The organism is Cobetia amphilecti, assembly GCF_032923285.1.
In the GTDB taxonomy this organism is placed as follows: Bacteria; Pseudomonadota; Gammaproteobacteria; order Pseudomonadales; family Halomonadaceae; genus Cobetia; species Cobetia amphilecti.
Genome location: NZ_CP136695.1, coordinates 609,749 through 636,718 on the forward strand (window position 1 = coordinate 609,749; position 26,970 = coordinate 636,718).

Here is a 26,970-nt window from a genome sequence, read left to right on the forward strand (position 1 = left end):
TCGGGGTTCTATCAGGGAGAATGAGATGCTGCCACGACGCAGGGTATTGATCGCGGGGCAGGGGGAGTGGCTGGAGGCCATGGCGCGCACCTTCCTGGAAGATGGCGCCATCATTGCCCTGATGGGCACCGCGCCGGCGGACCTCGAACGCGTGCTGGATGCACTGGGCGGCGAGCAGTCGGACCGCTTCGGCCAGGTGGTCGGCGAGGGCTGCTTCGAGACACTGGTGGCGCGTCTCGGTCGCCTCGATGTGCTGGTCTGCATGCCGCCTCAGGCCATGGCCGGGCAGTCGCTGGAAGCCTGTCTGGTCGCGCAGGTCGCCGGCCCCGGTGCCTTGCTCAAGGCGGCCTGTGCACGCATGTTGCGCCACGGCGGCCGCCTGCTGGCCGTGGCACCACCGCTGCCCTCGCAGCCGTCCTCGTCGCTGTCCTCGCAGCTATCCTCGCAGGAGCATCACGGCACTGCCATGGCACAGGCGGCGCTGAGTGAGTTGATCCAGCGGCTAGCATCACGCGCGCCGGACAAGGTACGCGCCAATCTGCTGTGCCCCGAGGGCAGCCGACCGGACGCCGTGGCAGAATGCGCGCGCTTTCTGGCCGGTGGCGCCGGGCGTTCCCTCAATGGTCAGGTGCTGCACCTGAGCGACTGATCTCCCGACAGACGTTTGACAACACAAGCGGCCGTGGCATTGCCACGGCCGCTTGTTGTCGTCTGCTGGTCTGACATATGGCCAATTTAATCAAATATACGTCCAATTGTATCAATCCGCTCTGGCTGAAGTGATTAAGGTAGAAGGAGACTCAGCGTCGCACCAGCATCCGCGAGCAGGTACCTGACCAGTAAGACAACAGTGCCGCTCCCTCAGCCGTGGAGATCATCGAGTGCCCAGCAGCCCGCATTCCGTCAGCCTGAAAGACCATGGACAACAACTGCATCTGAGCCACGCCGAGGGCGATCTGACCCTCGAGGCGCTCTGGCTGCGTGAGCGGAGTCCCGATGAAACGACGCTCGACTCCCTCACCGGTCAGCGCCTGATCGAGGCGGCGGACCTGCCGCTGGACCTGAGCCTGACTCAGGCACAACTGGATGGCGACACGCTGTCGCTGGCCTTCAGTGACGGTCACGCGGCGAGCTTCTCGTTGGCGGCCCTGCTGGCGGAGTGTCAGCCGTGTGAGGCCTATCAGGGCATGACCTTCTGGCAGGGGAGTCTCGCCCAGCTGCCCGAGGCCGACTTCGCCGCAGCACTGGAGGATGACGCGGCCTTGCTGGACATGCTCGAGCAGTTGCAGCGCTTCGGCTTCGTGCGGGTCAGCGGCGTGCCGGACACGGAGGACGGCATGCAGGGGCTGATCCACCGCATCGGTCCGCTGCGGCGCACCAACTGGGGTGGCATCGCCGACGTGAAATCCGTCGCCAATGCCTATGACCTCACCATGACCCAGCGCGGGCTGGAGCCGCATACCGACAATCCCTACCGCGACCCGATTCCGGGCTATATCTGGCTGCACTGCCTGCGCAACGCGGCCCAGGGCGGCGACAGCATGCTGGTGGATGGCTTCAGCGCGGCGGAGCACCTGCGCCGTGAAGACCCCGAGGCCTTCGCCTGCCTGACAGACGTCAGCCCCGGCTTCCGTTATCACGACGCCACCACGCGCCTGGAAAGCGAAGGCCCGCTGATCGAGCTGGACAGCCGTGGGCAGGTCGCCCGGGTACGTTTCTCAAACCGCACCGAGCGGGTGCCGGCGCTGCCCGGCGCGACCCTGCGTCGCTACTACGCTGCCCGCCAGGCGTTCTACCGCCTGATCTCCGGTGACGACTTCACGCTGCACCTCAAGCTGGCACCGGGCCAGATGCTGATCATGGACAACTACCGGCTGTTCCATGGTCGCAGCGCCTTCCAGCTGGAGGGTGGCATCCGTCATATGCGCCAGGGCTATGTGGATCGTGACTCCACCGCCAGCCGCCGTCTGCTGCTGGCCGATCAGCTCGCCGGTCAGTTCGCCAATGAGGAGACCAGCGCATGAGCGAACAGGCCCGCTTCCGCAGTTTCGAGGAAAGCACGCATGCCGAGTGGGCGCTGATCGATGCGCGCTTCCGGGAATATCAGGCCGATGCCTGCCGGCGTGTGCTTGAACATCTGGGGCGTCTCAAGGGCGATCACCACGGCTATCCGGTCGATCGCTACGAACACTGCCTGCAGACCGCCACCCGCGCGCTGCGCGCCGGCGCCGATGAGGAGATGGTGGTCTGCGCGCTGTTGCATGACATCGGCGACGACCTGGCACCGGCCAATCATGCCGAGATCGCCGCCGGTATCCTCGAGCCGTTCATCGGCCCGCTGAACACCTGGATGATTCGTCATCACGAGCTGTTCCAGGGCTATCACTACCGCGAATTCTTCGGTCAGGACCGCCACGCCCGCGAGGCACATGCCGGGCATCCCGCCTATGAGCGCACCGTGCGCTTCTGTGACGAGTGGGACCAGACCAGCTTCGACCCCGAATACGACACCCTGCCGCTGGAGCATTTCATCCCGATGCTGGAGCGCGTGATGGCGCGCGCGCCCTTCGGCGGCTTGCCGGATCTGGTGCCGGAGCCAGAACTTGAGAAGGGCCTGGACAGGCAGGCCGGTGCTCGCTGAAGACGCACTCCTCCGGAGGGTAAAGTTTCAACGAATCAATTGCTTGCGGCGAATTCAGCGACGCAGCAGGGCGGAGAAGACACAAGCGCCGACAACGACAACGACAACGACAGCGCCGTGAGCGATGGACACGCACGACGACCGCCATATACGAAGCCTTTCAGCCCCGACAACAACAAGGCCCGGCGCGACCGGAACCGACAAGGAAAGACACGATGACCACCACCCCGTACCCCCTGACATGTACGACGAAGCACGGCGCCCGCCGTGGTCTGCTTGCCCTCGCGACGCTGCTGCTCGGCACGGCTAGCCTGGCAGCCTCGGCCCAGGACAAGGATGACGAGCTGACGCTGATCGTGCCGCCGTGGCCCGGCGTCACCGTCAAGAGCGAGATCGTCGCCCAGATCCTCGCCCCGCTGGGTTACGACGTGGAGCGACAGGAAGTCAGCTCCACCGTCGGCTACAACACCCTGACCACCGGCGACAGCGACGCCTTCCTCGCTGGCTGGCTGCCTGCACAGAAAGACAGTTATGACGCGGCCATGGCCGCCGGCGCGATCACCGACCTCGGCAACAACGTCACCGGCGCCCGCATGGGCTTCGCGGTGCCGGGCTATGTCTACGAGGCTGGCATCCACAGCGCCGCGGACCTTGCCGCCTACGCCGAACAATTCGACGAGACCGTCTACTCCATCGAAAGCGGCTCCACCGTCAGCGACATGCTCAATGGCGCCATCGACAATGATGTCTATGGCCTGGGCGACTGGGATGCGATGGAGTCCTCGACGCCCGGCATGCTCAGCGAGGTACGTGCCGCCCAGCGCGAGCAACGCTGGATCGCCTTCTACGGCTGGACACCGCACTGGATGGTGCCTGAATTCGACACCCATATCCTGGCAGACCCGGAGTCAGTGTTCGGCCCCGACAATGGCGCCAGTGACGTCAAGACCGTCGTGCGCACCGCCTACGCCGAAGCCAATCCCAACCTCGCCCGCTTCCTCGATCAGCTGGTCTTCAGCTCCGAAGAGCAGAGCGGCTTCATCCTCGATTACAGCCTGAAGGAGCGTGACCTCGATGAGGTGGCGCACGACTGGCTGGCCGCCAATCCGGACCGGCTGGCGGAATTTCTCGCCGACGTGACCACGCGCGATGGCGAGGATGCCCTGGCCGCCGTGAAGGCCAGCCTGTGAGGCTGACCTAGCCTTGCTGCCGTCTTGATGGCATGGGCGGGCGCCGAGGGATGGCTCCCGCCCATGGCCTCCTGCAGAGCGTGACCTGTCGCGGAGCGCAGTGTCTGTGTACCGCTCTTCGCTCTCTGTTCTGCTTTCTGCGGGGTGCGCTTCTGGTCATCCGCGTACTTTTCGGTATAGGCAATCCACGCCGACTGCACAGCATGATAGGCATCTTCTCTGATTCCATAGGGAATCCAATTGGCGCTTATTTGATGCGATACAGAATCACCTCTAGACCATTGGTGTAGCGACCTTGGGAGGGTGGTTGAAAATAATGTTAGAAATATCAGTAGGTTGTAAGGTGAATGGTGCTGGCATGGCGCTTGCTATCCACAGTGACAAGAGACGCGGTCAGCGGATTCATCTCGTCACACACCAAAGGATATCGCCATGAGTATCGCCAGCTTCAAATCTGCCAATCGTCTGATCACCGGACAACAAGCCTCGACTCGTCTTGCTGAGGAGGTCATGCGACTGGGCATGCATTCGCCGATGTTGGTCACTGACCCTGGTGTACTGGGGTCCGGAACACTGGAGCCGATCAAGGCTCAATTGGATGACCTCAAGTCCAGGGGACACCTGACGGACTATCGCATCTTCAGTGATGTCAGCGCCGAACCTGAAGTGCATATCGTCGAGGACTGCATGAGCAGCTACCGCGAGGGGGGCTGCGATAGCCTGATCGCGGTAGGGGGTGGCAGCGCGATGGATATCGCCAAATGCGTGGCGGTGTATGCCACCCATGATGGTGATCTCGAGAGTCTGTTTGGCGAGAACAAGGCGCGTGTCCGCGGTGCGCCACTTATCGCCATGCCGACGACATCAGGCACCGGGTCCGAGGTGACCAACATCGGGATTCTGTCTGATACCGAAGCGAGGATGAAGAAAGGCATCGTCAATGATTACTTGCTGCCAGATGTCGCCATCGTTGCCCCGGAGCTGACGGTGAGCTGCCCCCGACATGTCACTGCCGCCAGCGGTGTCGATGCGCTCGTCCACGCCATCGAAGCCTATCTTTCCAATTTCGCCACGCCGATCACCGATGCACTGGCCATCAAGGCCATGCGCCTGATCATCAAGGCCTTGCCCAAGGCCTATGCCAATCCGGCCGACCTCAAGGCGCGTGAAGACATGGCGACTGGCAGTCTGCTGGCCGGGATGGCGTTCGGTAATGCCGGTGTCGGGGCGGTGCACGCCCTGGCCTATCCGTTGGGTGGGCGCTACCACCTGCCACATGGCGTGACCAATGCGCTGCTGTTGCCCCACGTGATGCGCTGGAATGCATTGGCTTGTGTCGAGCGCTTCCGAGATATTGCGGAGGCCCTCTATACATCACATCGCAAGCTCAAGGATGAAGCGACTGCCGAACTGGTCGTCGAGCGACTACATAAGCTATGTCGTGATGTGGACATCCCCAGCGGCCTGCGCCATTTCGACATCCCCGAAGAGGACATCCCCTCACTTGCGGCAGATGCCTTCAAGGTCGAACGCCTGCTGCGCAACAATCCACGTCAGCTCAGCCAGGCCGATATCGAAAGTATCTATCGCGCGGCCTACTGAAGCGCTGAATCTCCTTTCTGAACACCATCTCCACCACAGGTGAAGATGCATAACGATAACAACAGGAACGCCATCATGAGCCACTGGAAAACCCGCCAGCCCGGTGAGGAAAGCCCCTACTTCGCGCTGGGGCCCTTCAAGATCCGTCTTCCCTTCCTGCACTACCGTTTCGAGCTGCCCGACTACCTGCAAGGGCTGTTGATGTGCGCGGTGGATCTCGCCGCCATCCCGTTGATGACGGAGCTCCTGGGCATGCCGTTCGAGGCCGCGCTGGCCATCGTGATGCTCAATGGTCTGCTGTATCTGGTTCACCACCTGCTGGGCGACCCGGTCATTCCCGGCTGGATCACGCCGGCCATTCCACTGTTGATGGCTTATGTGGCGACCTTCCCGGAGGGGGAGACGCGGGTGCATGCCTTGATTGCCTTCCAGCTGATGCTCGGGATACTGGCCATCGTGCTCGGGCGAACGGGGCTGGCCAGCAAGGTTGTCAACATGATCCCCTCGGCGATCAAGGCTGGCATCATCATGGGCGCGGGGTTGGCCGCAATCAGCGTGGTCTTCAAGGAAGGCGGGCGTTTCGACACCTATCCCATCACCATCAGCATCGCGGTAGGTCTGGCTTTCTACATCATCTTCTCGCGTCATTTCGCCAAGCTGAAGACCACGAATCCGTTCTGGAGCAATCTCGGCAAGCTGGGCATCTTCCCGATCATCCTGCTGGCGATCGTCGTCGCTCCGCTGGTGGGCGAGGCCGCATGGCCTGATGTGCAGTGGGGCTTCAGCCAACCTGATTTCGTGACCATGTTCAGCCAGTACACTGTCTTCGGTGTCGGCTTGCCGCCGCTGTCGATGTTCCTGACGGCGCTGCCGACCGTGCTGGCTGCCTATATCGTGCTGTTCGGCGATGTTCTGCAGTCCAAGGCACTGGTCGAGGAGGCTGATGAGTCCCGCCCCGACGAGAAGATCGACTACGACGCCAACCGTGCACACATGATCTTCGGCGGGCGCAATACACTGATGAGTCTCTTCGGCCCGGACGTCACCATGTGTGGCCCGCTGTGGGCTGCCATGCAGGTGGTGGTGGTCGAACGCTACAAGGAAGGCAAGCAGGCGATGCATTCGCTGTTCGGTGGCTCGGGCTCATTCCGCTGGGGCACCAACACCGGTCTGCTGTTGCTGCCCATCGTCAGTCTGGTCCAGCCCATCCTGGGGATAGCATTGGCACTGACGCTGTTGATCCAGGGCTATGTCAGCGTGCGCTTGGGCATTCTGGAAGCGCGTAGCCAGCGCGACCTGGGCATTGCCGGGGTGATCGCCGCCGTACTGGTCATCAAGGGGGCTGCCTGGGCCTTCGGGATCGGCATTGCGCTGTGTCTGCTGATCTACGGCAAGCGCTTCTTCTCCGGCGAGATCGATGAGACCTTCAGTCGTGATATCGGCAAGTCAGATATCGCGCCGGCCGACAGCAAGACAGCAAGCCTGTCCTCGACAGGTGCCGCTTCGACAGACTCCCCGACGTCCTCGCATTGACGTATCGTGACCCCATGTCCCCCCGCCGCCTGAGCGCGCGGGGGTTTCTGCCGGGGGAGTCGTCAATGCAGAACGTGGAGCAGGATCTCAGGCTTGAAGCAGCGCTGGCGTTGCTGGAGCGCCAGTCACTGGAGGCCGTCAAGGTCATCGATACACGTGGTGAGGTTATCGGTGTCTTGACGCGTCAGGAGGTGGAGTCCGCCGCGGAACTCAAGGAACGCCTCGCGCTCTCCAATCAGCGGGGCAGCTCAACCGGGAAGAATGCCACGGAGGTTGGCGCGAATCCGGCGTCTGATCTGCTGGCTCAGGTGCCGACCCAGCGATTGCTGGATGCCCTGCATGACGGTGTCTATATCACCGATGGGCGTGGCGTGACCGTCGCCATCAATCAGGCCTATGAGCGTATTACCGGGCTCAAGCGCAGTGACGTGCTGGGGCATCACATGCAGGAGCTGGTGCGCCGGGGGTATATCTCCAAGTCGGTGTCATTGGAGGTCATCCGTGACGGCAAGCCCGTCACCCTCGTGCAGAGTCTGCGCGATGGCCGCAAGATATTGGTCAGCGGTCTCCCGATGCTGGCCCACGACGGCACCTTGAGCCATGTGGTCACCAGCGTGCGCGATATCACCGAGCTGCTGCGCGCCAAGCATGCACAGGAGCAGCTGCGTCAACTGCACTCTCTGCATGACACCTACAGCGTCAGCTCCGGGACGGATGAACAGTCGCTGGAGCTGGTGACCAGTGACGCTACTGCCGACTGTTTCGCGTTGGCGGAACGCGTGGCTGCCACTGATGTGAAGGTGTTGATTCAGGGCGAGACGGGAACGGGCAAGACGCTGCTGGCCCGCTATCTTCACGAGCACAGCACGCGTGCCGAGGGGGTATTCCTTGAGCTCAACTGTGCTGCCTTGCCGGAAGGGCTGCTGGAAGCCGAGTTGTTCGGCTATGCGCCTGGCGCCTTCACCGGTGCAAACGCACGTGGCAAGCAGGGGCTTCTGGACGTCGCCAATGGTGGCACGCTCTTCCTGGATGAGATCGGTGATCTGCCGCTTTCATTGCAGGCCAAGTTGTTGAAGGTCGTCGAGGAGCAGCGTTTCATGCCTGTCGGCGGGACAGAGCTTCGGCGCACCAATGTCCGTCTGCTGACCGCCTCACATCATGATCTGGCTGCTCGGGTGAAGGAGGGGCGCTTCCGGGAAGACCTCTACTATCGCCTGAGTGTCGTGCCCATCACGCTGCCACCGCTGCGTGAGCGGCGCAGTGAAGTGATCCCGCTGCTGCAGCATTACCTCCGCCATTTCTGTCAGCGTCATGCACTGGTCCGGCGCCTTGATCCTGAAGTGCTCGAACTGCTGGGCGGCCATGCATGGCCCGGCAATATCCGTGAGTTGATCAATCTGGTGGAGCGCCTCGTGGTGACTACCACCAACGAGGTGATCACGTCCGATGTCCTGCCGGCAGAGTATCTTGCGGCGCATGCCAATTCCGGGTGGGATGACTCGATGATACTCGGCGCGATAACCGCCCCGGAGGATGGCTCACCGGAGCGCACGCTGAAGGAACATACCGAAGCTCTGGAGCGGCGCTTGATCGAGCAAGCCCTGGAGAAGCACCGCACCACTCGCGCTGCGGCGGCATCGCTGGGGATCAACCAGTCGACGCTGGTCAAGAAGATGCAGAAGTTCACCCACACGCCCTGAAGCCGGCAGTGCTGCCCGAGCCTTTACTCATCCTCGACCCTCGCTTTTCGCCTCTTCAATCCTCCCTAGATGAGCGTGTACCCGCTTTCCTTTCACAGCTTGTGCCTCAGGCACCGAAACCTGCCAGCTCTTCAACTTGCCCGAAGCCGGCAAGCTCTCTGACTTGCCCCCGAAACCTGCCAGCTCTTCAACTTGCCCCGAAGCCTGCAAGCTTTCTAACTGGCACCGAAACCTGCCAGGAATACCCGCACGCAGCGTCTGACATGTGGGCGGAGTTGTTCGGGGCTTGCGGTGTCGGGTGGGCAGCCGAGCAGGGCGTCGACATGCAGCGGGTTGAGCAGCATGCCGGTGAGCAGGTTGGCGGCGGCCAGTGGTTCCTGGCCGAGGCCGGTGGACGGCAGGTGACCCTGGGCGACCTGACGCGACAGGTAGCCTGCCAGGCGTTGTCGCGTCAGCTTGGGGCCGTTGTCGAGGAACAGCTTGCCGAGCTGCGGGTTGCGGCCGCTTTCGAAGGCGAGGCCACGGAACAGGCGGATCAGTTCGGGCGCGAGGGCCAGCGCCAGCATCGCCATGCCGAAGTCTTCCAGTGCTTCCTCGACACTGCGTGTCTCATTGGCTTCGTGGTCCATCACCGACCACACCGTTTGAGCCTCCTGCTGCATCACGGCCAGAAACAGGCCGTCCTTGTTGCCGAAATTACGATACAGCGTTGCCAGTGATCCGCCGGCCTGCCGAGCGATCTCATTGATGCTGGTCGCGGCGAAGCCGTGTTCGAGGAAATGTTCGCGCGCGACTTCCAGCTGGCGTTTGCGGCGTGCTTCCCCGCGCGGTGAGGCGCGAGTCGTGGTGCTTCCCGAGTCAGGGGCGGTCTCTGATGAGGGCGAATCAGTCATGTGAGTGTCCTGTCTGTGATCCGGAAACCGCCTGAAACAGGCAAGGTTGCGATATTGCGAACGAGAGACGCTGTCTGTCGAAACTGTCGGGGCTGCCTCAAGTAAGTGTAGTATTCATTACACTTTGTGGCGATGCAAGATGACAGCCGTGGCCTGAGCGCTCGCAAGCGCCGTGGCCGCCTCATCCGCAGCGTCAGACAGATTACACGCCTGTCACCGACAGGCAGCAAGAGAGAGTCGCCGAATGAACAAGGCAGGCAAGGGTGTCGTGGCACTCATCGTGGTGGCGGGCGTGATCGCTGGCGGAGTGATGGGGGTCGAATGGTGGCAGGTCGGGCGCTTCATGCAGGAGACCGACAACGCCTATGTGCGTACCGACAGCGTCGCGGTGCGTTCCGAGATCACCGCGCGGGTGACGCGCATGCTGGTGCATGACAACCAGCCGGTGAAGAAGGGGCAGTTGCTGGTGCAGCTGGATGACGAAGATGCCAGGGCCAATCTGGACCAGGCCAGTGCCGCGCTGGACAACGCCCGCACCGGGGAAGTCCAGGCCGAGCGTCAGCTGGACCTGCAAGGCGCGAAGATCGACGAGGCCAGGGCCGCGCTGGCCTCGGCCAAGGCCGAACGCGATCAGGCGGCGCTGCATCTCAAGCGCTCCAGAAGTCTGGAGAGCCGCAGCTACGCCTCGCGTCAGTCCTATGAGGATGACCAGGTGACCCTGCGCACCGCCGAGGCGAGCGTTGCCCAGAAGCAGGCCGCGCTGGTGTCTGCCCGGCAGCAGCTTGAGGTCTACAAGGCGCAGCTGGAATCGGCGCGTGCCCAGGTGGTGTCAGCAGCGGCGGATCTCGCCTACGCGCGCCACCAGCTGGAGAAGACCTCGATCTACGCGCCGCAGGATGGCGTGGTCGGCAATCGCAGTGTCGAGGTGGGCACCATGGCCAGCGCCTCGTTGACCCTGATGCAGCTGGTGCCGGTGAAGAGCGCCTATGTGGTGGCCAACTACAAGGAAACCCAGACCGAGCGCATGCGCGTCGGCCAGCCGGTCAGTCTCGAGGTGGATGCCTACCCGGACATCGAGTTTGAGGGCGTGGTGGATAGCCTGGCGCCGGCGACCGGCACCGAGTTCAGCTTGCTGCCGACCGACAACGCCACCGGCAACTTCAACAAGATCGTCCAGCGTGTGCCGGTGCGCATTCGCCTGACCGGCCCAGCGGATGCGCTGCCGCGTCTGCGCGCCGGTCTGTCGGTCATCCCCAGCGTCGATACACGAGAGCTTTCGGACACCGGCACCTATGCCGTCGATAGCCTCTCCAGGGACGTCATCGCCGACGACGTCACCTCCGACGCTGTCATCGCGCCCGATGCCGCGCAGGTCGCTAGCGCTGATCGCGGAGCGCAGTAAGCATGGCCGAGACGACCCAGCCCCCGAGCCAGTCCCCGGCGGGCACCGCCAGTGACATGCCGACGCGCCGCCAGCAGATCGGCTTCGTGGCCGCGGTGTTCGGCATGTTCATGGCGATTCTGGATATCCAGATCGTGTCCAGCTCGCTCAACGAGCTGCAGGCGGGCCTGGCCGCCAGTCAGGACCAGATTTCCTGGGTGCAGACCAGCTACCTGATCGCCGAGATCGTGATGATTCCGCTCTCCGGCATGCTGGCGCGCATCTTCTCGACGCGGCTGGTGCTGACCGTCTCGGCGCTGGGCTTCACGCTGGCGAGTCTGGGCTGTGCGCTCTCGACCTCGCTGGAAGCCCTGATCGTGCTGCGTGCGGTCCAGGGCTTCATGGGCGGGGCGATGATTCCGCTGACCCAGGCGGCCAGCTTCTCGATCTTCCCGCGCCGCATGATGGGCAGCATCCAGGCGGTGATCGGCCTGGTGGCGACCATGGCGCCCTCCATCGGGCCGTCCGTCGGCGGCTACATCACCGAATACATGAGCTGGCATTGGCTGTTTCTGGTCAATCTGGTGCCGGGCATCATCGTGGCGACACTGGTGTGGCGCAATCTGGAGATCGACAGCGGCGACCGCGGCCTGCTCAGCCGTCTGGATACGCTGGGCCTGGCGCTGATGGCGGTCTTTCTCGGCAGCCTCGAGTTCGTGCTCGAGGAGGGGCCCGGCGATGACTGGTTCGCCAGTTCGCTGATCCTGTTCTGGAGTGTGGTGTGTGCGGTGGCGGCAGTCGGCTTCTTCTGGCGCGTGCTGACGACCAGCAACCCCATCGTCGACCTGCGGGTGTTCAGGGACCGCAACTTCGCGCTGGGGGCGATCATCGGCTTCTGGATCGGCGTGGTGCTCTACGGGCTGGTCTATCTGGTGCCGCTGTTTCTCGGCTCGATTTCCGGCTTCTCCAGCGTGCAGATCGGGCAGGTGATGTTCGTCAGCGGCGTGGTGATGTTCCTGATGGCGCCGGTGGCGGGCAAGCTTTCCGACCGCATCGATCTGCGTCTGATGCTGTGCATCGGCCTGGTGCTGACCGGCCTCGGCACCGGCATGAACGTGCACCTGACCTCGGACTCGGGCTTCGATGACTTCTTCTGGCCGCAGGTGATCCGCGGCGCGGGCCAGATCATGGTGCTGCTGTCGGTCTCCCGGCTGGCGATGGGACGTCTGGCGCCCCATGAGATAGGCAACGGCAGTGGCCTGTTCAACGTGATGCGCAACCTGGGCGGCGCGGTGGGACTGGCGCTGATCGATACCATCCGCGAGCTGCGTGAGGACTATCACTGGAACCAGATGATCGGGGCCATCGACCAGAGCCGCCAGGTGGTGATCGATCAGCTGGCAAGCTATCAGTCGACCTTCGCGGGGCTGGCTGATCCGTGGCAGGCCGGTGTGCAGATGATCGCCCAGCGCATCAGCATCCAGGCCGAGGTGCTGGCCTTCGACAATATCTTCCTGTGGCTGGGCGCGGTCTATGTGCTCGGCAGCGTGGCGGCCTTCCTGTTCCGTCGCCCGCAAGACCCGGCCAGCAAGGCGGATGCCAGCGAAAGTGCCGAACAGAGCCCAGCGCACTGATGGTGCCTTGCAGGCTCCTTGATCGTACTTTGAGAAAAAGTCGCATGTCGCTGAAAGACAAAGACCCGCCAATCGGCGGGTCTTTGTCTTTCAAGCCTTGGTGTTTCAAGCCTTGGTGTGTCAGGCCTTGAGCCTCTGTCAGTCAGCCAGCATCCAGCCAGCAGGGCGTCACCAGCCCCAGAACATCAGATACCAGATGCCCAGCGCGGGCAGACAGGCCAGCGCGACACTCGCGGTTCCGATCAGCCGTGCAGCGTTGCCGGCGAGCAGGCCGCCGTTGCGCTGCTCACCGTTGTGCTGCACGCCGGTAATGCGCCAGGCCAGACGCAGCCCCCACAGGCAGGCCAGTGCCAGCAGGGTGGCGCGCAGGTCATTGGCCCAGGTGAGGTTGATGCCGTCACCGCGCAGCAGCGTCATGGTGGTGGCGGAGAGGCCGAGAAACACGCCCAGCCCGCCCAGCGGAATCAGGCTCAGCGAGAGATGCCACAGGCGTGACAGCGTCGCCTTGCCACCCATCAGCCAGTTGCCCAGCAGCAGCGGCAGGCTGGTGAGCGCGCCCAGCAGGCCGCCACCGACCACGATCCACAGCGTGATCAGGCTGCCATCGAGCAGGTTGAAGACATCGTTGTGCTCGGGGTAGTTGGTCAGAATCCAGGTCGGCAGGGTGGTGGTCAGTGGCCACATCAGGTCGTGATCGATCAGCCAGAAGGCCAGCTGCTGCTTGAGGGCGACGAACCACGGGCTGGCGCTCCAGCTGAAGGCGCCGATGGCGATGCCGAGCAGGCCGAACACCAGCACCGAGTAGTGGGTGAAGCGCACCGGCTGCGGCGGCTCGACCAGCTCCACGCCCGGCGCACGCCACTCCAGCTGCATCGCGTCCTTGTAGCCGCTGCAGCGTCCGCAGACATGGCAGTCACCGGCGCTGTCGAGCTGCTTGAGCGGAATCAGCGGCGCGCAGTCAGGGGCGTGCATGCGCACGGCGTTGCCCTGACGGACAGCCTGATTGTGGGCGTTCCAGCGGGCCTGGTCGGTACGGAAGTGGGTCGGTGACAGGCGCGCCAGCAGATTGAAGACGCCATTCACCGGACACAGCTGACGGCACCAGACGCGGGTGCCCTTGCCGTAGATCAGGCCGACGATGATCGCGGCCACCGTCGAACCTCCCAGTACCACCAGTGCGCCCAGCGGGTACTGATAGACGCTGGCCAGCTGGCCATACAGCGTGGTGCCGAGGAAGGCCACGAAGGGCCAGCCGCCCCAGCGCATCCAGCCGGGAATCGGGCGACCCAGGCCGATGCGACTGGCGGCTTCGGTCAGGGTGCCTTCGGGGCAGAAGACACCGCACCACACGCGCCCCATCAGCACCATGCTGATCAGTACGAAGGGCCACCACAGCCCCCAGAACACGAACTCGGCGAACACCGTCAGGTTGGTGAGGATATGCGCCTGGTAATCCGGCAGTGGCAGCAACGCAGGCACCACCAGCAGGAAGGCATAGATGCCGACCACCAGCCATTGCACCAGCTGGATCAGACCACGCCGCTGCTGCATCGCCTGTCCGAAGCGCGCGATGCGCGTGGCCTGACGGCCCGGCGAGGTGCCGCCATCACTGGCGATGAGGTTGGCTATGTCGCCGTGGGGGCTGGAGCCGCAATTGGCCATGACTATCGTTTCTCCTGACTGGCAGATCGCGTGAGCAAGGCTCAGCTGCGCGCGCGGGCAGTGAGCTGACGGCGCTGGTCGACGCGCTCCCTCTTGCGCTGACGCTTCATGAGGCTTGCGACGATAACCCAGTAGCCGAGATAGCCGACCACCATCGTCGTGGCAGGCCAGGCGCGATAGCCAGCGAAGGTCGCCAGCAGTCCGCCGAGGCCGCTGCCATCATCGAGCAGCCAGCTGGAATCCCACAGCGGGTCGAGGCCTGCCGGCAGATAGCCGAGGCCGATCAGCTGTTCGAGGCCTGACATCAGCAGTGACGCCGCCAGCAGCAACAGCAGGATTTCGGTCACGCGGAAGAACAGCTTCCACGAGAACAGGCGTGAACCGAGCTGCAGCGCCATGAAGGTCGCCACCGCGAGGGCGAAGCCAAGGCCTGCGGCGAGCGCGAAGCTGGCGATGCCGCCGGACTGCAGGCTGGCGGCGCCCATGCCGTAGAGGAAGACGACGGTTTCCGCGCCTTCACGCGCCACGGCGATGGCGACCAGCGTCGCCACGCCCCAGTAGCTGCCGGAGGAGACGGCGCTGGCCAGGCCGCTCTCGAGTTCGGCCTTGAGCGTGCGGCCCTTGGTGCGCATCCACAGCACCATCTGGGTGATCAACAGGCAGGCGGTCAGTACCAGTACGGCCTGGAAGACCTCCTGCGCGGTGCCGGTCAGCCAGGTGTTGGCGCCCATCAGCGCCGCCCCCATCAGGCCGGCCAGCACCAGACCGGCGACGACCCCGCCCCACAGGTAGCGCAGGCCCGCGCGGGTGCCGGACTGCACCAGCCAGGCGTGCATGATGCCGATGACGAGAATGGCTTCGACGCTTTCACGCCAGACGATAAACAGGATCTGATCAAACATGCGGACTCTCTTCTACTGACGTTCGGTGCGCGCCATCGATGACGAAAAGTCGTCATTGGCACAGGGTGGCCGAGCTTATTCGGCGATGACCTTGCCACGCGCGTCCGGCAGGTGGAAATCATCGAAGAAGTCATAGCTGCCCGCGCGCAGCGGATGGATGACGACGAACGACTTCACGCCCGGTGCCAGCACCTTCTCCTTGCGCAGGGAGTTGCTCTCGAATTCGGCCGGCGTATTGCCCGCGTTGTGCAGCTGGATGACGAATTTCTCGCCCGCCTTCACCTCAAGGACCTCCGGGATGAGCTTGCCGTTGTCGAGGGTCAGGTCGTAGGACGGCATGTCGCTGGCAGCCGCCGGCCGAGGCAGCAGGGCCACGAGCAAAAGGGCGATGAGCAACATGACGAGCGCGGGCAGCTGGGTGCTTGCTCGACGGGGCAGGCGAGAAGGCAAGTGAGAGGACAGGCGAGAGGACAGGCGAGAGGGCAAGAGGGAGGGCAAGAAAGAGGTCAGGCGCATGGGACACTCCGGACGATGAGGGAAAGCGCACACTGACACCAACGCAAGGCGCTGGTGGTAGAGCGACCAATGGCCGCGAATGCAGGTCAGCACAGGCGGCCATCGAAGGAGCAAGCGGCAATGGCCGCCTCACGGGATGCAGACATTCAGGGTCATGCAGCAGGGCAGAGCGGCGCTCAGTAGCCGCCTTTCTTGCCGACGCCGGCATAGACGAAGTCGTAGTCGGTGGTGATGGTCTGCGGCCACTCGGCGACGCCGGTTTCCTTGTCGATATGACGCGGCATGTCCGGATGCTGGATCTCGAAGGTCAGGTGGTACTTGCCCGGGCCATCCAGCTTGACGTTCTTGCCGTAGTGGGTGCCGTCATTGGCGATCATCGGCACCAGCTCGCCTTCGATCGGCGCCTCGCCACCCTGCCTGGTCAGGGTGTAGTGAATGCCGAGATAGGGAATCCAGTCGCCCGGCGCGAAGCCGTTGTCGTTTTCCATCAGCGCGTGGATATCGGCTTCCAGGTGGATATCGGCCTGATTGGCAGGCAGCTTGCCGGCCGGGGCCATCACCACCGGCTGCAGGTAGACCGCAGCGATTTCCATGCCGCCTTCCTTGACCGGCGTGCCGATCGGGTATTCCAGTGCCGAGGCCTGACCCGCCACGAATGTTGCCGCCAGGCTCAGGGCGAGCAGGCAAGGCTTGAGCGCGCGGGGCAGAGCAGTGGTGAGGGAGTGACGCTGTGGCATCGGGGGGGCTCGCAATGATGGGAAGTGGAGCTTCATTATCCTGATAAGCCTAAATATAACCATTCTCATCCCTGCGCCGCTTGCGTTGCCCATCTTGCAACGGGGCGTTGTATGAGCATGAGCTTCTTCTCAAGTAACAGGCGCGAGTGGCAGGCCTGGCGGCAGCGCCGAGCAGATCGCGGTTTTCTGGCAACGGCCTCACGATTGCCACACGGCTGCCTCGCGACTTTCTCGCGCCATCTGGTCTGCTCATCTGGTCTGGCGCGCTGCCATGCGGCATGCTGCGCGACATGACGACTCCTCCTTCAGATTCTCCTTCTCGCAGTGATCTGCCCGCCCTCGAGGCGTGGTGCCGAACGCTGCATCAACATCTGCTCGCGCGGCGTCAGCGTGCCTGCCTGTGGATCAGCGGCGATGACCCCACTGGCGCCGCGCAGGCGATCTGCGAGCGGTGGCCAGCGCATGAGCCTGCCCCACTGTGGCTGGGCACAGGTGAAGCCTTGTCGACGTCGGGCGCGACGCCCGTGCGTGCGCTGGCGATGGCCAAGGCCGCCACTCAGCTGGGCGGTGAGCAGTCACTGATCATCTTCGATGCGGCGCAGCCGGCGACTGGCTTCGACCCCGATGCCTTCGGCGCCGTGGCCGGCACCCTGAAGGCGGGGGGCCTGCTGGTGCTGATGACGCCTGCCGCCTGGGCCGAGGCAGACCCTGCGCCAGTGCCGGATGGCGATCACGCGCGGCTGGCCCACTGGCCCTTCGCGCGGCAGCAGCTGACGGCACGCTATCTGGCGCGGCTGGCGCGGCGCCTCTCATCGCATGCCAGTGTGCTGCACTGGCCACAGGGCGGACACTTGCCTGCGCCATCGCTGCAAAGCGGCAATCAGGCGGCGCGATCAGACGCCATCGCCGACACCGACAGCGACTGCCTGACGCAGGACCAGGCCGCCAGCGTGGCTGCGCTGGCGGCTCTGGCGCCTGCGCGGCCCGTGGTGATCAGCGCCGATCGCGGGCGTGGCAAGAGTGGCGCGCTGGGCATCGCGGCGGCGCGCTGTCTGGCGGCGGGGCAGGATGTCTGGCTGACGGCGCCACGCCCTGCGGCGGTCAGTGCGATCTTCGAACGCCTGGCGGCCCTGCTGCCCCGGGGGCAGCGCGAGGGCAATGTCTTCCGGCTGCCGGCTGGACAGGCGGAGGACGACACGGCATCCGGCAGCGAACTGCACTTTCTGGCGCCGGATGCCATCGAGGCGGCTCGCCTCGCCTGCCACGATGAGGTGCTGCCGCGGCTGTTCGTCGATGAGGCCGCCGCCATCCCCACGCCCTTGCTGAAAGGCTATCTGGCGCATTTCCCGCGCATCGCCTTCGCTACCACCGTGCATGGCTATGAAGGCACCGGGCGCGGCTTCCAGTTGCGGTTTCGCCATCATCTCGAGCGCCAGTGTCCCGGCTGGCAGGCGCTGGAGATGAAGACGCCCGTGCGCTGGGCGCCCGGCGACCCGCTGGAAGCATTGACCGATGACCTGCTGCTGCTCTCGGCGCAGCCGCCTGAGCTGCCTGAGCTGCCTGAGCTGCCTGAGTCATGCGCGAAGAATGCTCAGCAGTGGCTGGAGGGCTGCGACATTGTCGTACTGGCGCGTGATGCATTGGCGCGTGACGAGGCGGCGTTGCGGCAGCTGTTCGGCCTGCTGGTGCAGGCGCATTACCGCACCACGCCGGCGGACCTGCGCCAGCTGCTCGACACGCCGGGGCTCACGCTGATGGCGATTCGTCAGCGAGACGTCACGACTGGGCGTGATGCCTGGCTGGGGGTGGTGGCCGCCGTCGAGGAGGGCGGCTTCCCGACGTCCCTGGCGCATGACATCTGGTGCGGCAAGCGGCGTCCGCGCGGGCACCTGCTGGCACAGTCACTGGCGGCGCATGCAGGCCATCAGGGCGCCGCCGAAGCCCGCTGGTGGCGGGTGCTGCGCATCGCGGTGCATCCCGCTTTATGGCGGCGTGGTCAGGGTGCGCGCTTGCTCCAGGCGCTCGAGCAGCAGGCGCTGGCGGCAGGCGTCACGCGACTCGGCACCAGCTTCGGGGCCGAGGCCGATCTGGTCGCCTTCTGGCTGGCGCAGGGCTTCGTGCCGCTGCGCATGGGCCTCAAGCGCGATGCCGCCAGTGGCGAGCACGCGGTGATGATGGGCAAGGCCATCGGCGAAAGCGGGAGTGGCGAATCTGCGCCGCGCGGGCAGTTGGCGCAGGATGCCTTGCTCGGCGCGCTGCAGCAGGACTTCCAGCGCCTGCTGCCCAGCCTGCTGAGGCATGAGCTGCACGGCTTGCCGCCCGTCTTGGCCGACAGGCTGCGGCAGCAAGGAAGTGAAACTGACTTGGCCACGCTGACGCCAGCCGCATGCGTGCAGCGACTGGACTGGTATCGCCGTGGTGGCGGGGGGCTGGCGCTGGTACGGCCGTGGCTCGAGACAGCACTCGAGTCCCGTGAGCCTTCACGACTCGATGAGGCGTCGCGTCACGGGCTGGTGCTGGCACTGGGCGGACAGGATGCGCCTGCCTTCATCAGCTGGGCCGAGGGGCAGGGCATCGTGGGCCGCAAGGCGCGCGATCGCTGGTGCCGAGCGGCCGCCGGGCGCCTGATCGAACAGAGCGAATGACAAGGCCGTATGACATGAGCATCAGATGAGCCCAGCGCGGCCGATCGCGGCTCAGAGGCCCGGAATGCCGATCGGGCCGGGCATGTCAGGAATCGGCGAGCAGCCACTCAGCATCAGCAGGCCGGTAGTGGCGGAGATGGCGGTCAGCAGCAGTAGTCGACGAGGCATAAAGGCTCCGATGAGGGTGGGGAATGGCATGCATCTGTCAGCAGGATCGTGATTGTCATCCTTGCATATTCGAAGTCGCTGATCGATAGGTGTCGACAACCACTAGCCACGCCCGTCCGCTGTTCCGTATGCTCGCTGATGACAAGAACAGGAATCTTCGCCATGAATGAGCATATCGATACGTTGGACCCCGCCATCCTCTGGCGTCATTTCCGCACTCTGTGCAATATCCCGCGCCCGTCCGGGCATGAAGCCGCGCTGGTGGCCTATCTGATCGACTGGGCTGAAGCGCGTGGTCTCGCCCATGATCGCGACGCTTTCGGCAACCTGCGTCTGCGCAAGCCCGCCACGCCCGGCCACGAGAGCGCAGCGGGCATCGTGCTGCAGGGCCATCTCGACATGGTCGCCCAGGCGGCCAGCGACAGTGATCACGACTTCACGCGTGATTCCCTCGATACCTACTTGGAAGACGGCTGGCTCAAGGCGCGCGGCACCACTCTGGGGGCCGACAACGGTCTCGGCGTCGCGGCGGCGCTGGCCGTTCTCGAAGACGACAGCCTCGTGCACGGCCCGCTGGAAGCGCTGTTCACCCTCGAGGAGGAAACCTCGATGGGCGGCGCGCTGAATCTGGCCGAGAACTGGCTGGAAGGGCGCTACCTGCTCAATCTGGATTCGGAAGACCGCGGACAGGTCTATATCGGCTGTGCCGGCGGCGCGGACATCAATGTCGCCCACGAGTTTGCCACCTCGTCCCTGAAGGATGCCGAAGCGGAGCTGGAGCTGACCATCGGTGGCCTGGTCGGCGGCCATTCCGGGCTCGATATCCATCGTGGGCGCGGCAATGCCAATCGCCTGATGTCACGCGCGCTGGTCGCGCTGGCCGAGTTCAAGCCGCGTCTGGTCAGCTGGTCTGGCGGTACGCTGCGCAACGCCCTGCCGCGTGAGGCCACGGTCGGCGTGGTGATCTATGACGAGCGCGTCGCCGCCGCACGCCAGCGCCTCGCGGACTTCGAGGCCCAGATTCGCGATGAGCTGCGCGAGACGGACCCGGATGTCTCGCTCAGCGTGACCCGTGGCAATGCCGAGAATGCGCTGTCCGTCGAGGACACCCAGCGGCTGGTCGCGGTGCTGGATGCCGCGCCCTACGGGGTCGAACGCATGAGCGCGGCGGTGGAAGGCGTGGTGGAAACCTCCAACAACCTCGGCGTGGTGCAGCTGCGCGAGGGGCGCTTCCATCTCTGCGCGCTGGTGCGTTCGCTGCGCGATGATGCCGTGACCATGATGGAGCAACGCATTCGTGGGCTCTTTGCGCTGATCGGCGCGACCACCGTGGCCGAGAATGCCTATCCGGGCTGGCAGCCGGCGCCGGATGCGCAGCTGCTGGCGCGCTTCTGCAGCCTGCACGAGAGCGTCACCGGCCGCGCGCCGGAGATCAAGGTCATCCATGCCGGACTCGAGTGCGGCATTCTGGGGGCCAAGTATCCCCAGCTCGAGATGATTTCCTTCGGGCCGCTGATTCGCGGCGCCCACTCGCCCAGCGAGCGGGTCGAGGTCGAGTCGGTCGGTGAATTCTGGCAGGTGCTCAAGGGACTGATCACCGAGCTCGCCGAGCCTGCCAAGGCCGCTTGATCAACTCTCAGGCAAGACTCGTCACGTAGACGAACGACGCCCCCGCAGGTCAGCCTGCGGGGGCGTCGTCATCTCTGGGCATCAGGCGCTGGCGTGGCCTGATGAGAGTGCGCAAGCTCAGTTGATATTGATGCGGATCGCCGGAATGCCGATGCTCACGCCGTTATGGTAGCGGCGGATGCCATGCCGACCGGAGTCATGGTTCTGGTAGTAGTACGGGCGGTAGCGGTCGTGCTCAAGACGCCCATGCTGATAGTAGCGGCGCTTGGGGACATGGCGACGGATGTCATGACGAGAATGCTGACGCGAGTGATGGCGCTCCACGCGCGGTTCGTCGAACATCCTGAGATGGCGGCGCTTGATCGCCTCGTGGCGACTGTGCGGGGTGCTGTGGCGCTCGCCGTGCTGGCCCTGCGCGCGATGGCGATCATCCGCGGCGACCAGCGTCGGCGTGGCGAGCATCAGCGTCAGTCCCAGCAGCAGGGAAGGCAGCAGAGACGCAAGGGCTGTGGTCAAGGTAGAGATATGCATGGGGCGGGCTCCCGTATGGTCGGTCAGTCACCCAAGAGGATCCTTGTCGTCAGAATATCGTGTCGCAGCGCCTTTTACGAAAGGCGTTCGCTAATGTCTCCGTGCGTCGCTTGTCGTGTTGTTGTGGAGCTGAGTTATCCAGATTGCGTTGCCTGTGGCGTAAGTGGTTGCTCGCAATGAGGTTGTCCGGCGCACGGCTGCAGAGTGGTCAACGATCCTCGGAGATGAGGGGGTCAGCCAGTGCTGCGAGGACACTTCACTTCTGCCGTCAAGGCACCGGATTGCGCCCTTGAGACAACGAAAACGCCCCTGCCGAAGTGGCAGGGGCGTCTGTCTGTTCAAGCTTCAGAGCTTGCGGCTCTCTAGCTTGCGGGTCTCTAGCTTGCGGCTCTCTGGCTTGCGACCTCAGGCGTGCTGATGCTGGTGCTTGCCTTCGGCCAGTTCCTCGAGCAGCTTGGCGTTGAACGCATCGAGATCTGCTGGCTTGCGGCTGGTGACCAGCGCGCTGTCACACACCACTTCGCTGTCCTGCCACTCGGCACCGGCGTTCTTCAGGTCCTGTGCGACGGAGGGGAAGGAGGTCATCTGACGGCCTTCGACGACGCCGGCATCGATCAGGATCCACGGCGCGTGACAGATGGCGGCGACCGGCTTGTGGGCCTGGAAGAAGCTGCGCACGAAGCTCAGTGCGCTCTCGTCCTGACGCAGGGTGTCCGGATTGAACAGGCCACCCGGTAGCACCAGGCCGTGATAGTCGTGTTCGCTGGCATCGCTGAGCGGGGTGTCGACCTGATACTTCTCGCCCCAGTCGGTTTCGGCCCAGGCACGAATGCCGTCTTTCTCCGGCGAGACGATGTCTACCTCGACGCCCGCCTCCTGCAGTGCGGCGCGCGGCACCGCGAGCTCGGATTCCTCGAAGCCATGGGTCGCGAGAATGGCCACGCGCTTACCTTGCAGTTGTTGACGTGTCTGCTGATCGGTCTGCTGTGTCATGCGAATCTCCTTTCCGTGCTTCGGCTCTTGCGAGCGTGCTGGGCAGAGAAGGGGAGAATTCTGCTCTCGGTGTGCGTCACTCACCGCAGTGAGCGCTGCACGCTGATGGCAGGCAATTCCCGTCCTTTCGTGCCCTGACACTCAAGACATGGATGCGCGATACTGACTTTCAAGGGGGGTGACCCCGCTGCGTTTTCACAGGCCATGGAGTGCCCGATGTCGCTGCTTTCTGAATCTTCCGCCGTGATGTGGTTGCTGGTCGGCGTGCTGTTGATGCTGTCGTTGGCCCTGGGGCTGGGTTGGCGGCGAAGCCGCGAGCAGCTCCATGCGCTGCAGGAAAGCAGTGAGGAGGAGCAGCAGTCGATGCAGCAAGCGTGGCAGGCCTCGCTGGACGAGTCGCGTGAGCGCCAGCAACAGGCCGAGCAGCGGGCGGGCTTGATCGAGCAACGTGCCGCACTGGATGGGCAGCAGGCGGAGCAGCAGCAACGCTACCTGAGCCAGTCGCTGGAGGAGGCGCGCCAGGCGCGTGATGCGCTGACGGAGCAGCTCGCCACGCTGCGCGAATCGCTGCAGGGGCGCCTGGATGAACAGTCACGCGCCCTGAGTGAGCAGCAGACGCTGGCACGCAGCCTGACCCGCCAGCAGGAAGTGCTGGAGGCGCAGCTGCTGGAGCGTGAAGAGCGTCTCGAGACACTGAGCGAGCGCTACGCCGAGCTGCGCGAGACACATGCCTCGCTGGTGACGCGCCAGCGTCAGGAGGCCAGCCATCACGAGCAGCAGCTGGCATTGCTCAACGACTCGCGCGAGCGCTTGAGTCAGGAATTCGAGCAGCTGGCGGGCAAGGTGTTCGAGGAGCGCCAGCAGCGCTTCACCGCCGCCAGTGGTGCCCAGCTCGAGCAGCTGCTCAAGCCGTTTCGTGAGCAGGTCGGCGACTTCCGTCAGCGCCTCGAGCAGCTGCATGGCGAGGAGGTGCGTGAGCGAACCAGTCTCAAGAGTCAGCTCGACCAGCTGGCGGGGCTCAACCGCCAGATCACCGAGGAGGCGGCCAATCTGTCGCGGGCGCTCAAGGGCGACAGCAAGATGCAGGGCAACTGGGGCGAGATGATTCTGGAGACCGTGCTGGAGCGCTCCGGCCTGCGTGATGGCATCGAGTTCAAGCGCGAGGTGTCATTCACCGGCGAGGGCGGTCGTCAGCGTCCGGATGCCATCGTCTACCTGCCGGACAACAAGCACCTGATCATCGATGCCAAGGTCTCGCTGACCGCCTACACCGAGTACGTCAACGCCGAGGACGATGTGACGCGCGCCCGCGCGCTGCGTGCGCATCTGACCTCGGTGCGTGGCCATGTCACTGGGCTTGCGCGGCGCAACTATCCCGCCATCGAGGGGCTGGGCTCGCCGGACTTCGTGTTCCTGTTCCTGCCGATGGAGCCGGCCTTCGCGCTGGCCTTCGAACACGATGACAGCCTGTTCCAGGACGCCTTCACCCAGGGCGTGGTGATGGTGACGCCGACCACCTTGCTGGCCAGCCTGCGCACCGTGGCGAGTCTGTGGAGTCTGGAACGTCAGAACGACAATGCGCGCGTGATCGGGGAACGCGCCGGGGCGCTGCTCGACAAGTTCCGGGGGCTCGCCGAATCCCTCGAGGAGCTGGGCACTCAGCTGGGACGCACGCGTGAGGCGCATGATACTGCCATGAAGCGGCTGGCCAGCGGGCGCGGCAACCTGATCAGCCGTGCCGAGGAGCTGCTGGAGCTCGGCGCGCGCATGAAGAAGCCACTGCCGGAAGCGCTGGTGCGCCAGTCGCGCGACACCCTGCATCAACCCGAGCAGGCGCTGGATCAGCCGCCGACATCCGCGCCGTCGGCGCTTGATCGCCAGGCCGCGCCCGAGCCGTCTGCCAGTGAAGAGGCGGCGGCCAGTGAAGAAGCGGCAGCCAGAGAAGGCCAGGATGTCGCCGGAGCGCCGGGCGCCGAAGCACCGGGCGCCGAAGCACCGGGTGCCGAAGCACCGGATGCCGAGGCATTGGACACAGAGACACTGGACGCCGAGGCAGGGCAGGCGCCTGCGTCGCTCTCGCGTTGGGAGCTCATGGAGCGCAAGTGGCAGGGCGATAGCTGATCGCCCTCATCGCCTGCAGCACTGCAGGCAGCCGTTGCGACTGACGTTATAACAGACGTCGCGACATGCCCTCAGACAGCAGATGACAGTCGACGTCAGCGGCCCCTATATGGGGCCGCTGGCGTTTGCATGGCGAGGTCAACGCAAGCGCGGGGTATCGTTTCCGCATGCGATGAGGGGAGTGCGGTCAGCGCGATATTGTCGAGTCGCGGCAAGAATTTCGATTTTTCTGCATCCATCTCCCCAAGCCCCCCGTAAGTTGGATTGAGCCCGCAGCGCAGGGGCGAAAGTGATAGATAAATAACGTTTGGCTCATTAAAGAGCATTTTCTCAGGAGATGTGCCCATGTCTACCAAGACGAACAAGTCCGCCAAGACCGCTTTTGCCCTGGCCTCCGCACTCGGAACCGCTGTCGCTCTGTCTACCGCTGTCGTCTCCCTCCCGGCCCACGCGGCGGGCATGGAAAAGTGCTACGGCGTGTCGCTGGCCGGTGAGAATGACTGCGCCGCTGGCCCGGGCACTTCGTGTGCCGGGACTTCCACCGTCGATTATCAGGGCAATGCCTGGAAGCTGGTTCCGGAAGGCACCTGCACCTCCATCGAGACGCCGAATGGCACCGGCAGCCTGGAAGAGATCAAGTAAGCATCACGCCTCGGGGCTGGCTCGGGCTTTCCCGAGCATCCCCCCCGAACTTGACGTCCGGTGGCCTGGCGCCACGCCGCCACCGGACGTTCGCCGCCTCGAGAGGTCTTCATGCATCAGCCATCCCCTTCCTCCGGCAGTCCGGATTTCGGTACGGCCTATCCGTCCCTCGACGAGATGGCCGTCGGCATCAGCCTCAAGGCGCAGCATGTGCGTGAGCTGATGTCGTCGCGTCCGGCGCTGGGGTTTCTCGAGATTCATGCCGAGAACTACATGGGCGCCGGCGGGGCACCCCATGCCCGGCTGGATGCGTTGCAGGAGTATCCGCTCTCGATTCATGGTGTCGGCCTGTCGCTGGCATCGGAGCGCCCGCTGGATGCCACGCATCTGGCGCGTCTCAGAACGCTCTGCGAGCGTCACCCGCCCACCAGCGTGTCAGAACACCTGGCCTGGGCCGGCCATAGTGGCCACTTCTACAACGACCTGCTGCCGGTACCGCTGACAGACGCGATGCTGGCACGGGTCAGCGATAACCTGATGCAGTTGCAGGACACCCTGGGCCGTCAGGTATTGATCGAGAATCCCGCCCACTATCTGCGTTTCGATGCACGCGAGCTGGGGGCGGAACTGATTCCCGAGACGCATTTCCTCACTCGCCTGGTCGAGCGCAGTGGCTGCGGTCTGTTGATCGACGTCAACAATGTCTTCGTCTCGGCGCACAACATCGGGATCGATCCCGCGGCCTGGCTGGAATCCATTCCGGGCCACGCCGTCGGGGAGATCCATCTGGCGGGGCATGGCGAGGACACGCGTGAAGGTCTGTTGATCGACAATCATGGCGCGCCGGTCTGCGATGAGGTCTGGGCGCTGTATGCCGACTTCATCAATCGCATCGGGCCGCGTCCGACGCTGATTGAGTGGGACACCCAGGTGCCGGCGCTGGAGGTCTTGCTGGGGCAGACCACGCGCGCTCAGGCGTTGCTGCACAGCACACGGGCGCAGCAGCTGACGCGCTCCGGCATGGAGGGCGGCCAATGACCTCTCTCGAGCGGCATGCCAGCGCTGAGCGCCAGCCCGACTGGCAGCGCGCCTTCATCGAAGCACTCACCCAGCCCGATGCTGCGCTTCTGGGTATCGAGGCAGGCCATCAGCAGCGCCTCGATGTCTATCGCAACAATGTCTGGGCCAGCCTGATCAGTGCGCTGGAAGAGGCCTATCCGGTGACCCGTCAGGTGGTGGGCGAGCGCTTCTTTGCGGCCCTGGCCCACGATCATTCCCGCCAGCATCTGCCGCGCTCACCGCTGATGATGGAGTACGGGGCCGGGCTTGCCGAGACTCTGCACACGACCCTGACCACGCTGGTCGAGACGCGTCAGGTGTCGGCCGCTCAGCTGCCGTTCTATGCGGTGGACCTGGCCCGCTTCGAGGCCGCTCGCCTGGTGGCCTATCACGCGGCGGACGCCGAAGCCCTGGTGCCGACCCAGCTGTCGGGATTGCCGCCGGAGGCGGTGATGGAGCTCAGGTTCTCGGCGCACCCCGCGGCTTGTCTGCTGCACCTGGAGCATGCGGTGCTCGAGATCTGGCAGCGCCATCAGCATGCCGACGCGACGCTTGAAGGGCTGGATATCGCGCGGCCGGAGCGGATCTTGATCACGCGCCCGGCGCAGGAGGTGCAGGTCACGGTGCTGTGCGAGGCCGCTGCCTTGCTGCTCGAACTGCTGCTGGCGGGGCAGACGCTGGCGGACGCGGCAGCGCGGCTCGCGGACGAGCACCCCGAGCAGGAGCTGGGGCAGTTACTGGCTCCATTGCTGGCAAGCGGTGTGTTCCTGGCGCTGGATTAGTCGCGCATC

22 protein-coding genes are annotated in these 26,970 nt (G+C 64.5%); 15 read left to right on the forward strand and 7 right to left on the reverse strand.

Going from position 1 to position 26,970, the window contains the following annotated elements:
- Positions 1 to 25 precede the first annotated feature (25 nt).
- The 7 genes from R1T44_RS02725 to R1T44_RS02755 all read left to right on the forward strand — a co-directional run bounded on the left by R1T44_RS02725 (position 26) and on the right by R1T44_RS02755 (position 8,666).
- Positions 26 to 649, forward strand: a complete 624-nt coding sequence (locus R1T44_RS02725; protein WP_054555228.1) for a Rossmann-fold NAD(P)-binding domain-containing protein — start codon at positions 26 to 28, stop codon at positions 647 to 649.
- Positions 650 to 881: 232 nt separating this feature from the next.
- Entirely contained in the window at positions 882 to 2,024 is a 1,143-nt protein-coding gene (gene tmpA, locus R1T44_RS02730; RefSeq protein WP_394805762.1) for a 2-trimethylaminoethylphosphonate dioxygenase, read from the forward strand.
- Positions 2,021 to 2,641: an HD domain-containing protein gene (locus R1T44_RS02735; RefSeq protein ID WP_317292518.1), complete on the forward strand. Its 621-nt coding sequence runs from the start codon at positions 2,021 to 2,023 to the stop codon at positions 2,639 to 2,641. Before tmpA ends, R1T44_RS02735 begins: the two co-directional genes overlap by 4 nt.
- A 215-nt stretch (positions 2,642 to 2,856) precedes the next feature.
- Entirely contained in the window at positions 2,857 to 3,831 is a 975-nt protein-coding gene (locus tag R1T44_RS02740) for an ABC transporter substrate-binding protein (RefSeq protein ID WP_317292519.1), read from the forward strand.
- A gap of 432 nt (positions 3,832 to 4,263) precedes the next feature.
- Positions 4,264 to 5,433 (forward strand): iron-containing alcohol dehydrogenase, encoded by a 1,170-nt coding sequence (locus tag R1T44_RS02745; protein WP_317292520.1) that lies wholly within the window; start codon positions 4,264 to 4,266, stop codon positions 5,431 to 5,433.
- Positions 5,434 to 5,508: 75 nt separating this feature from the next.
- Complete coding sequence (locus R1T44_RS02750; protein ID WP_166019638.1) at positions 5,509 to 6,966, forward strand: hypothetical protein; 1,458 nt, start codon at positions 5,509 to 5,511, stop codon at positions 6,964 to 6,966.
- A 65-nt stretch (positions 6,967 to 7,031) separates the two neighbouring features.
- Positions 7,032 to 8,666, forward strand: a complete 1,635-nt coding sequence (locus tag R1T44_RS02755; RefSeq protein WP_317292521.1) for a sigma-54 interaction domain-containing protein — start codon at positions 7,032 to 7,034, stop codon at positions 8,664 to 8,666.
- A gap of 215 nt (positions 8,667 to 8,881) precedes the next feature.
- Here the strand turns inward: R1T44_RS02755 and R1T44_RS02760 are convergent, their stop codons facing one another.
- Positions 8,882 to 9,559: a TetR/AcrR family transcriptional regulator gene (locus R1T44_RS02760; protein WP_107335663.1), complete on the reverse strand. Its 678-nt coding sequence runs from the start codon at positions 9,557 to 9,559 to the stop codon at positions 8,882 to 8,884.
- A 244-nt stretch (positions 9,560 to 9,803) separates the two neighbouring features.
- Here R1T44_RS02760 and R1T44_RS02765 point away from each other — a divergent pair, with 244 nt between their 5' ends.
- Positions 9,804 to 10,961 carry an HlyD family secretion protein gene (locus tag R1T44_RS02765; protein ID WP_317292522.1) on the forward strand — a complete coding sequence of 386 codons (1,158 nt, stop codon included), beginning with the start codon at positions 9,804 to 9,806 and terminating at the stop codon, positions 10,959 to 10,961.
- 2 nt (positions 10,962 to 10,963) lie between these two features.
- The gene (locus R1T44_RS02770) at positions 10,964 to 12,574 is read left to right on the forward strand and encodes a DHA2 family efflux MFS transporter permease subunit (protein WP_317292523.1); all 1,611 of its coding nucleotides are present in this window, start codon (positions 10,964 to 10,966) and stop codon (positions 12,572 to 12,574) included.
- A 168-nt stretch (positions 12,575 to 12,742) separates the two neighbouring features.
- Here R1T44_RS02770 and R1T44_RS02775 read toward each other — a convergent pair whose 3' ends face one another.
- From R1T44_RS02775 to R1T44_RS02790, 4 genes are all read right to left on the reverse strand, one after another.
- Positions 12,743 to 14,236, reverse strand: a complete 1,494-nt coding sequence (locus R1T44_RS02775; RefSeq protein ID WP_317292524.1) for a 4Fe-4S binding protein — start codon at positions 14,234 to 14,236, stop codon at positions 12,743 to 12,745.
- A gap of 41 nt (positions 14,237 to 14,277) precedes the next feature.
- Positions 14,278 to 15,138 carry an FTR1 family iron permease gene (locus R1T44_RS02780; RefSeq protein ID WP_043333240.1) on the reverse strand — a complete coding sequence of 287 codons (861 nt, stop codon included), beginning with the start codon at positions 15,136 to 15,138 and terminating at the stop codon, positions 14,278 to 14,280.
- A 75-nt stretch (positions 15,139 to 15,213) separates the two neighbouring features.
- Positions 15,214 to 15,654: a cupredoxin domain-containing protein gene (locus tag R1T44_RS02785; RefSeq protein WP_317292525.1), complete on the reverse strand. Its 441-nt coding sequence runs from the start codon at positions 15,652 to 15,654 to the stop codon at positions 15,214 to 15,216.
- 176 nt (positions 15,655 to 15,830) lie between these two features.
- A complete protein-coding gene (locus R1T44_RS02790) occupies positions 15,831 to 16,391 on the reverse strand; it encodes an iron transporter (RefSeq protein WP_054555234.1) in 561 nt (186 codons plus the stop codon).
- 290 nt (positions 16,392 to 16,681) lie between these two features.
- Here R1T44_RS02790 and R1T44_RS02795 point away from each other — a divergent pair, with 290 nt between their 5' ends.
- Entirely contained in the window at positions 16,682 to 19,036 is a 2,355-nt protein-coding gene (locus R1T44_RS02795) for a tRNA(Met) cytidine acetyltransferase TmcA (RefSeq protein ID WP_317292526.1), read from the forward strand.
- Positions 19,037 to 19,366: 330 nt separating this feature from the next.
- Positions 19,367 to 20,833: an aminoacyl-histidine dipeptidase gene (locus tag R1T44_RS02800; RefSeq protein ID WP_248379790.1), complete on the forward strand. Its 1,467-nt coding sequence runs from the start codon at positions 19,367 to 19,369 to the stop codon at positions 20,831 to 20,833.
- A 117-nt stretch (positions 20,834 to 20,950) separates the two neighbouring features.
- Here the strand turns inward: R1T44_RS02800 and R1T44_RS02805 are convergent, their stop codons facing one another.
- Together R1T44_RS02805 and R1T44_RS02810 are read right to left on the reverse strand one after the other, a co-directional pair.
- Complete coding sequence (locus tag R1T44_RS02805; protein WP_317292527.1) at positions 20,951 to 21,364, reverse strand: hypothetical protein; 414 nt, start codon at positions 21,362 to 21,364, stop codon at positions 20,951 to 20,953.
- 405 nt (positions 21,365 to 21,769) lie between these two features.
- Positions 21,770 to 22,357 carry a type 1 glutamine amidotransferase domain-containing protein gene (locus R1T44_RS02810; RefSeq protein WP_043333235.1) on the reverse strand — a complete coding sequence of 196 codons (588 nt, stop codon included), beginning with the start codon at positions 22,355 to 22,357 and terminating at the stop codon, positions 21,770 to 21,772.
- A 216-nt stretch (positions 22,358 to 22,573) separates the two neighbouring features.
- Between R1T44_RS02810 and rmuC the strand changes: the two genes are divergently transcribed.
- The 4 genes from rmuC to R1T44_RS02830 all read left to right on the forward strand — a co-directional run bounded on the left by rmuC (position 22,574) and on the right by R1T44_RS02830 (position 26,961).
- On the forward strand, positions 22,574 to 24,478 hold the full coding sequence (rmuC, locus tag R1T44_RS02815) for a DNA recombination protein RmuC (protein ID WP_317292528.1): 1,905 nt from the start codon (positions 22,574 to 22,576) through the stop codon (positions 24,476 to 24,478).
- A gap of 345 nt (positions 24,479 to 24,823) precedes the next feature.
- A complete protein-coding gene (locus R1T44_RS02820; protein WP_043333233.1) occupies positions 24,824 to 25,120 on the forward strand; it encodes a BufA1 family periplasmic bufferin-type metallophore in 297 nt (98 codons plus the stop codon).
- Between the two features lie 111 nt (positions 25,121 to 25,231).
- A complete protein-coding gene (bufB, locus tag R1T44_RS02825; RefSeq protein ID WP_303594628.1) occupies positions 25,232 to 26,158 on the forward strand; it encodes an MNIO family bufferin maturase in 927 nt (308 codons plus the stop codon).
- Positions 26,155 to 26,961, forward strand: a complete 807-nt coding sequence (locus R1T44_RS02830; protein WP_317292529.1) for a DNA-binding domain-containing protein — start codon at positions 26,155 to 26,157, stop codon at positions 26,959 to 26,961. Before bufB ends, R1T44_RS02830 begins: the two co-directional genes overlap by 4 nt.
- Positions 26,962 to 26,970 lie beyond the last annotated feature (9 nt).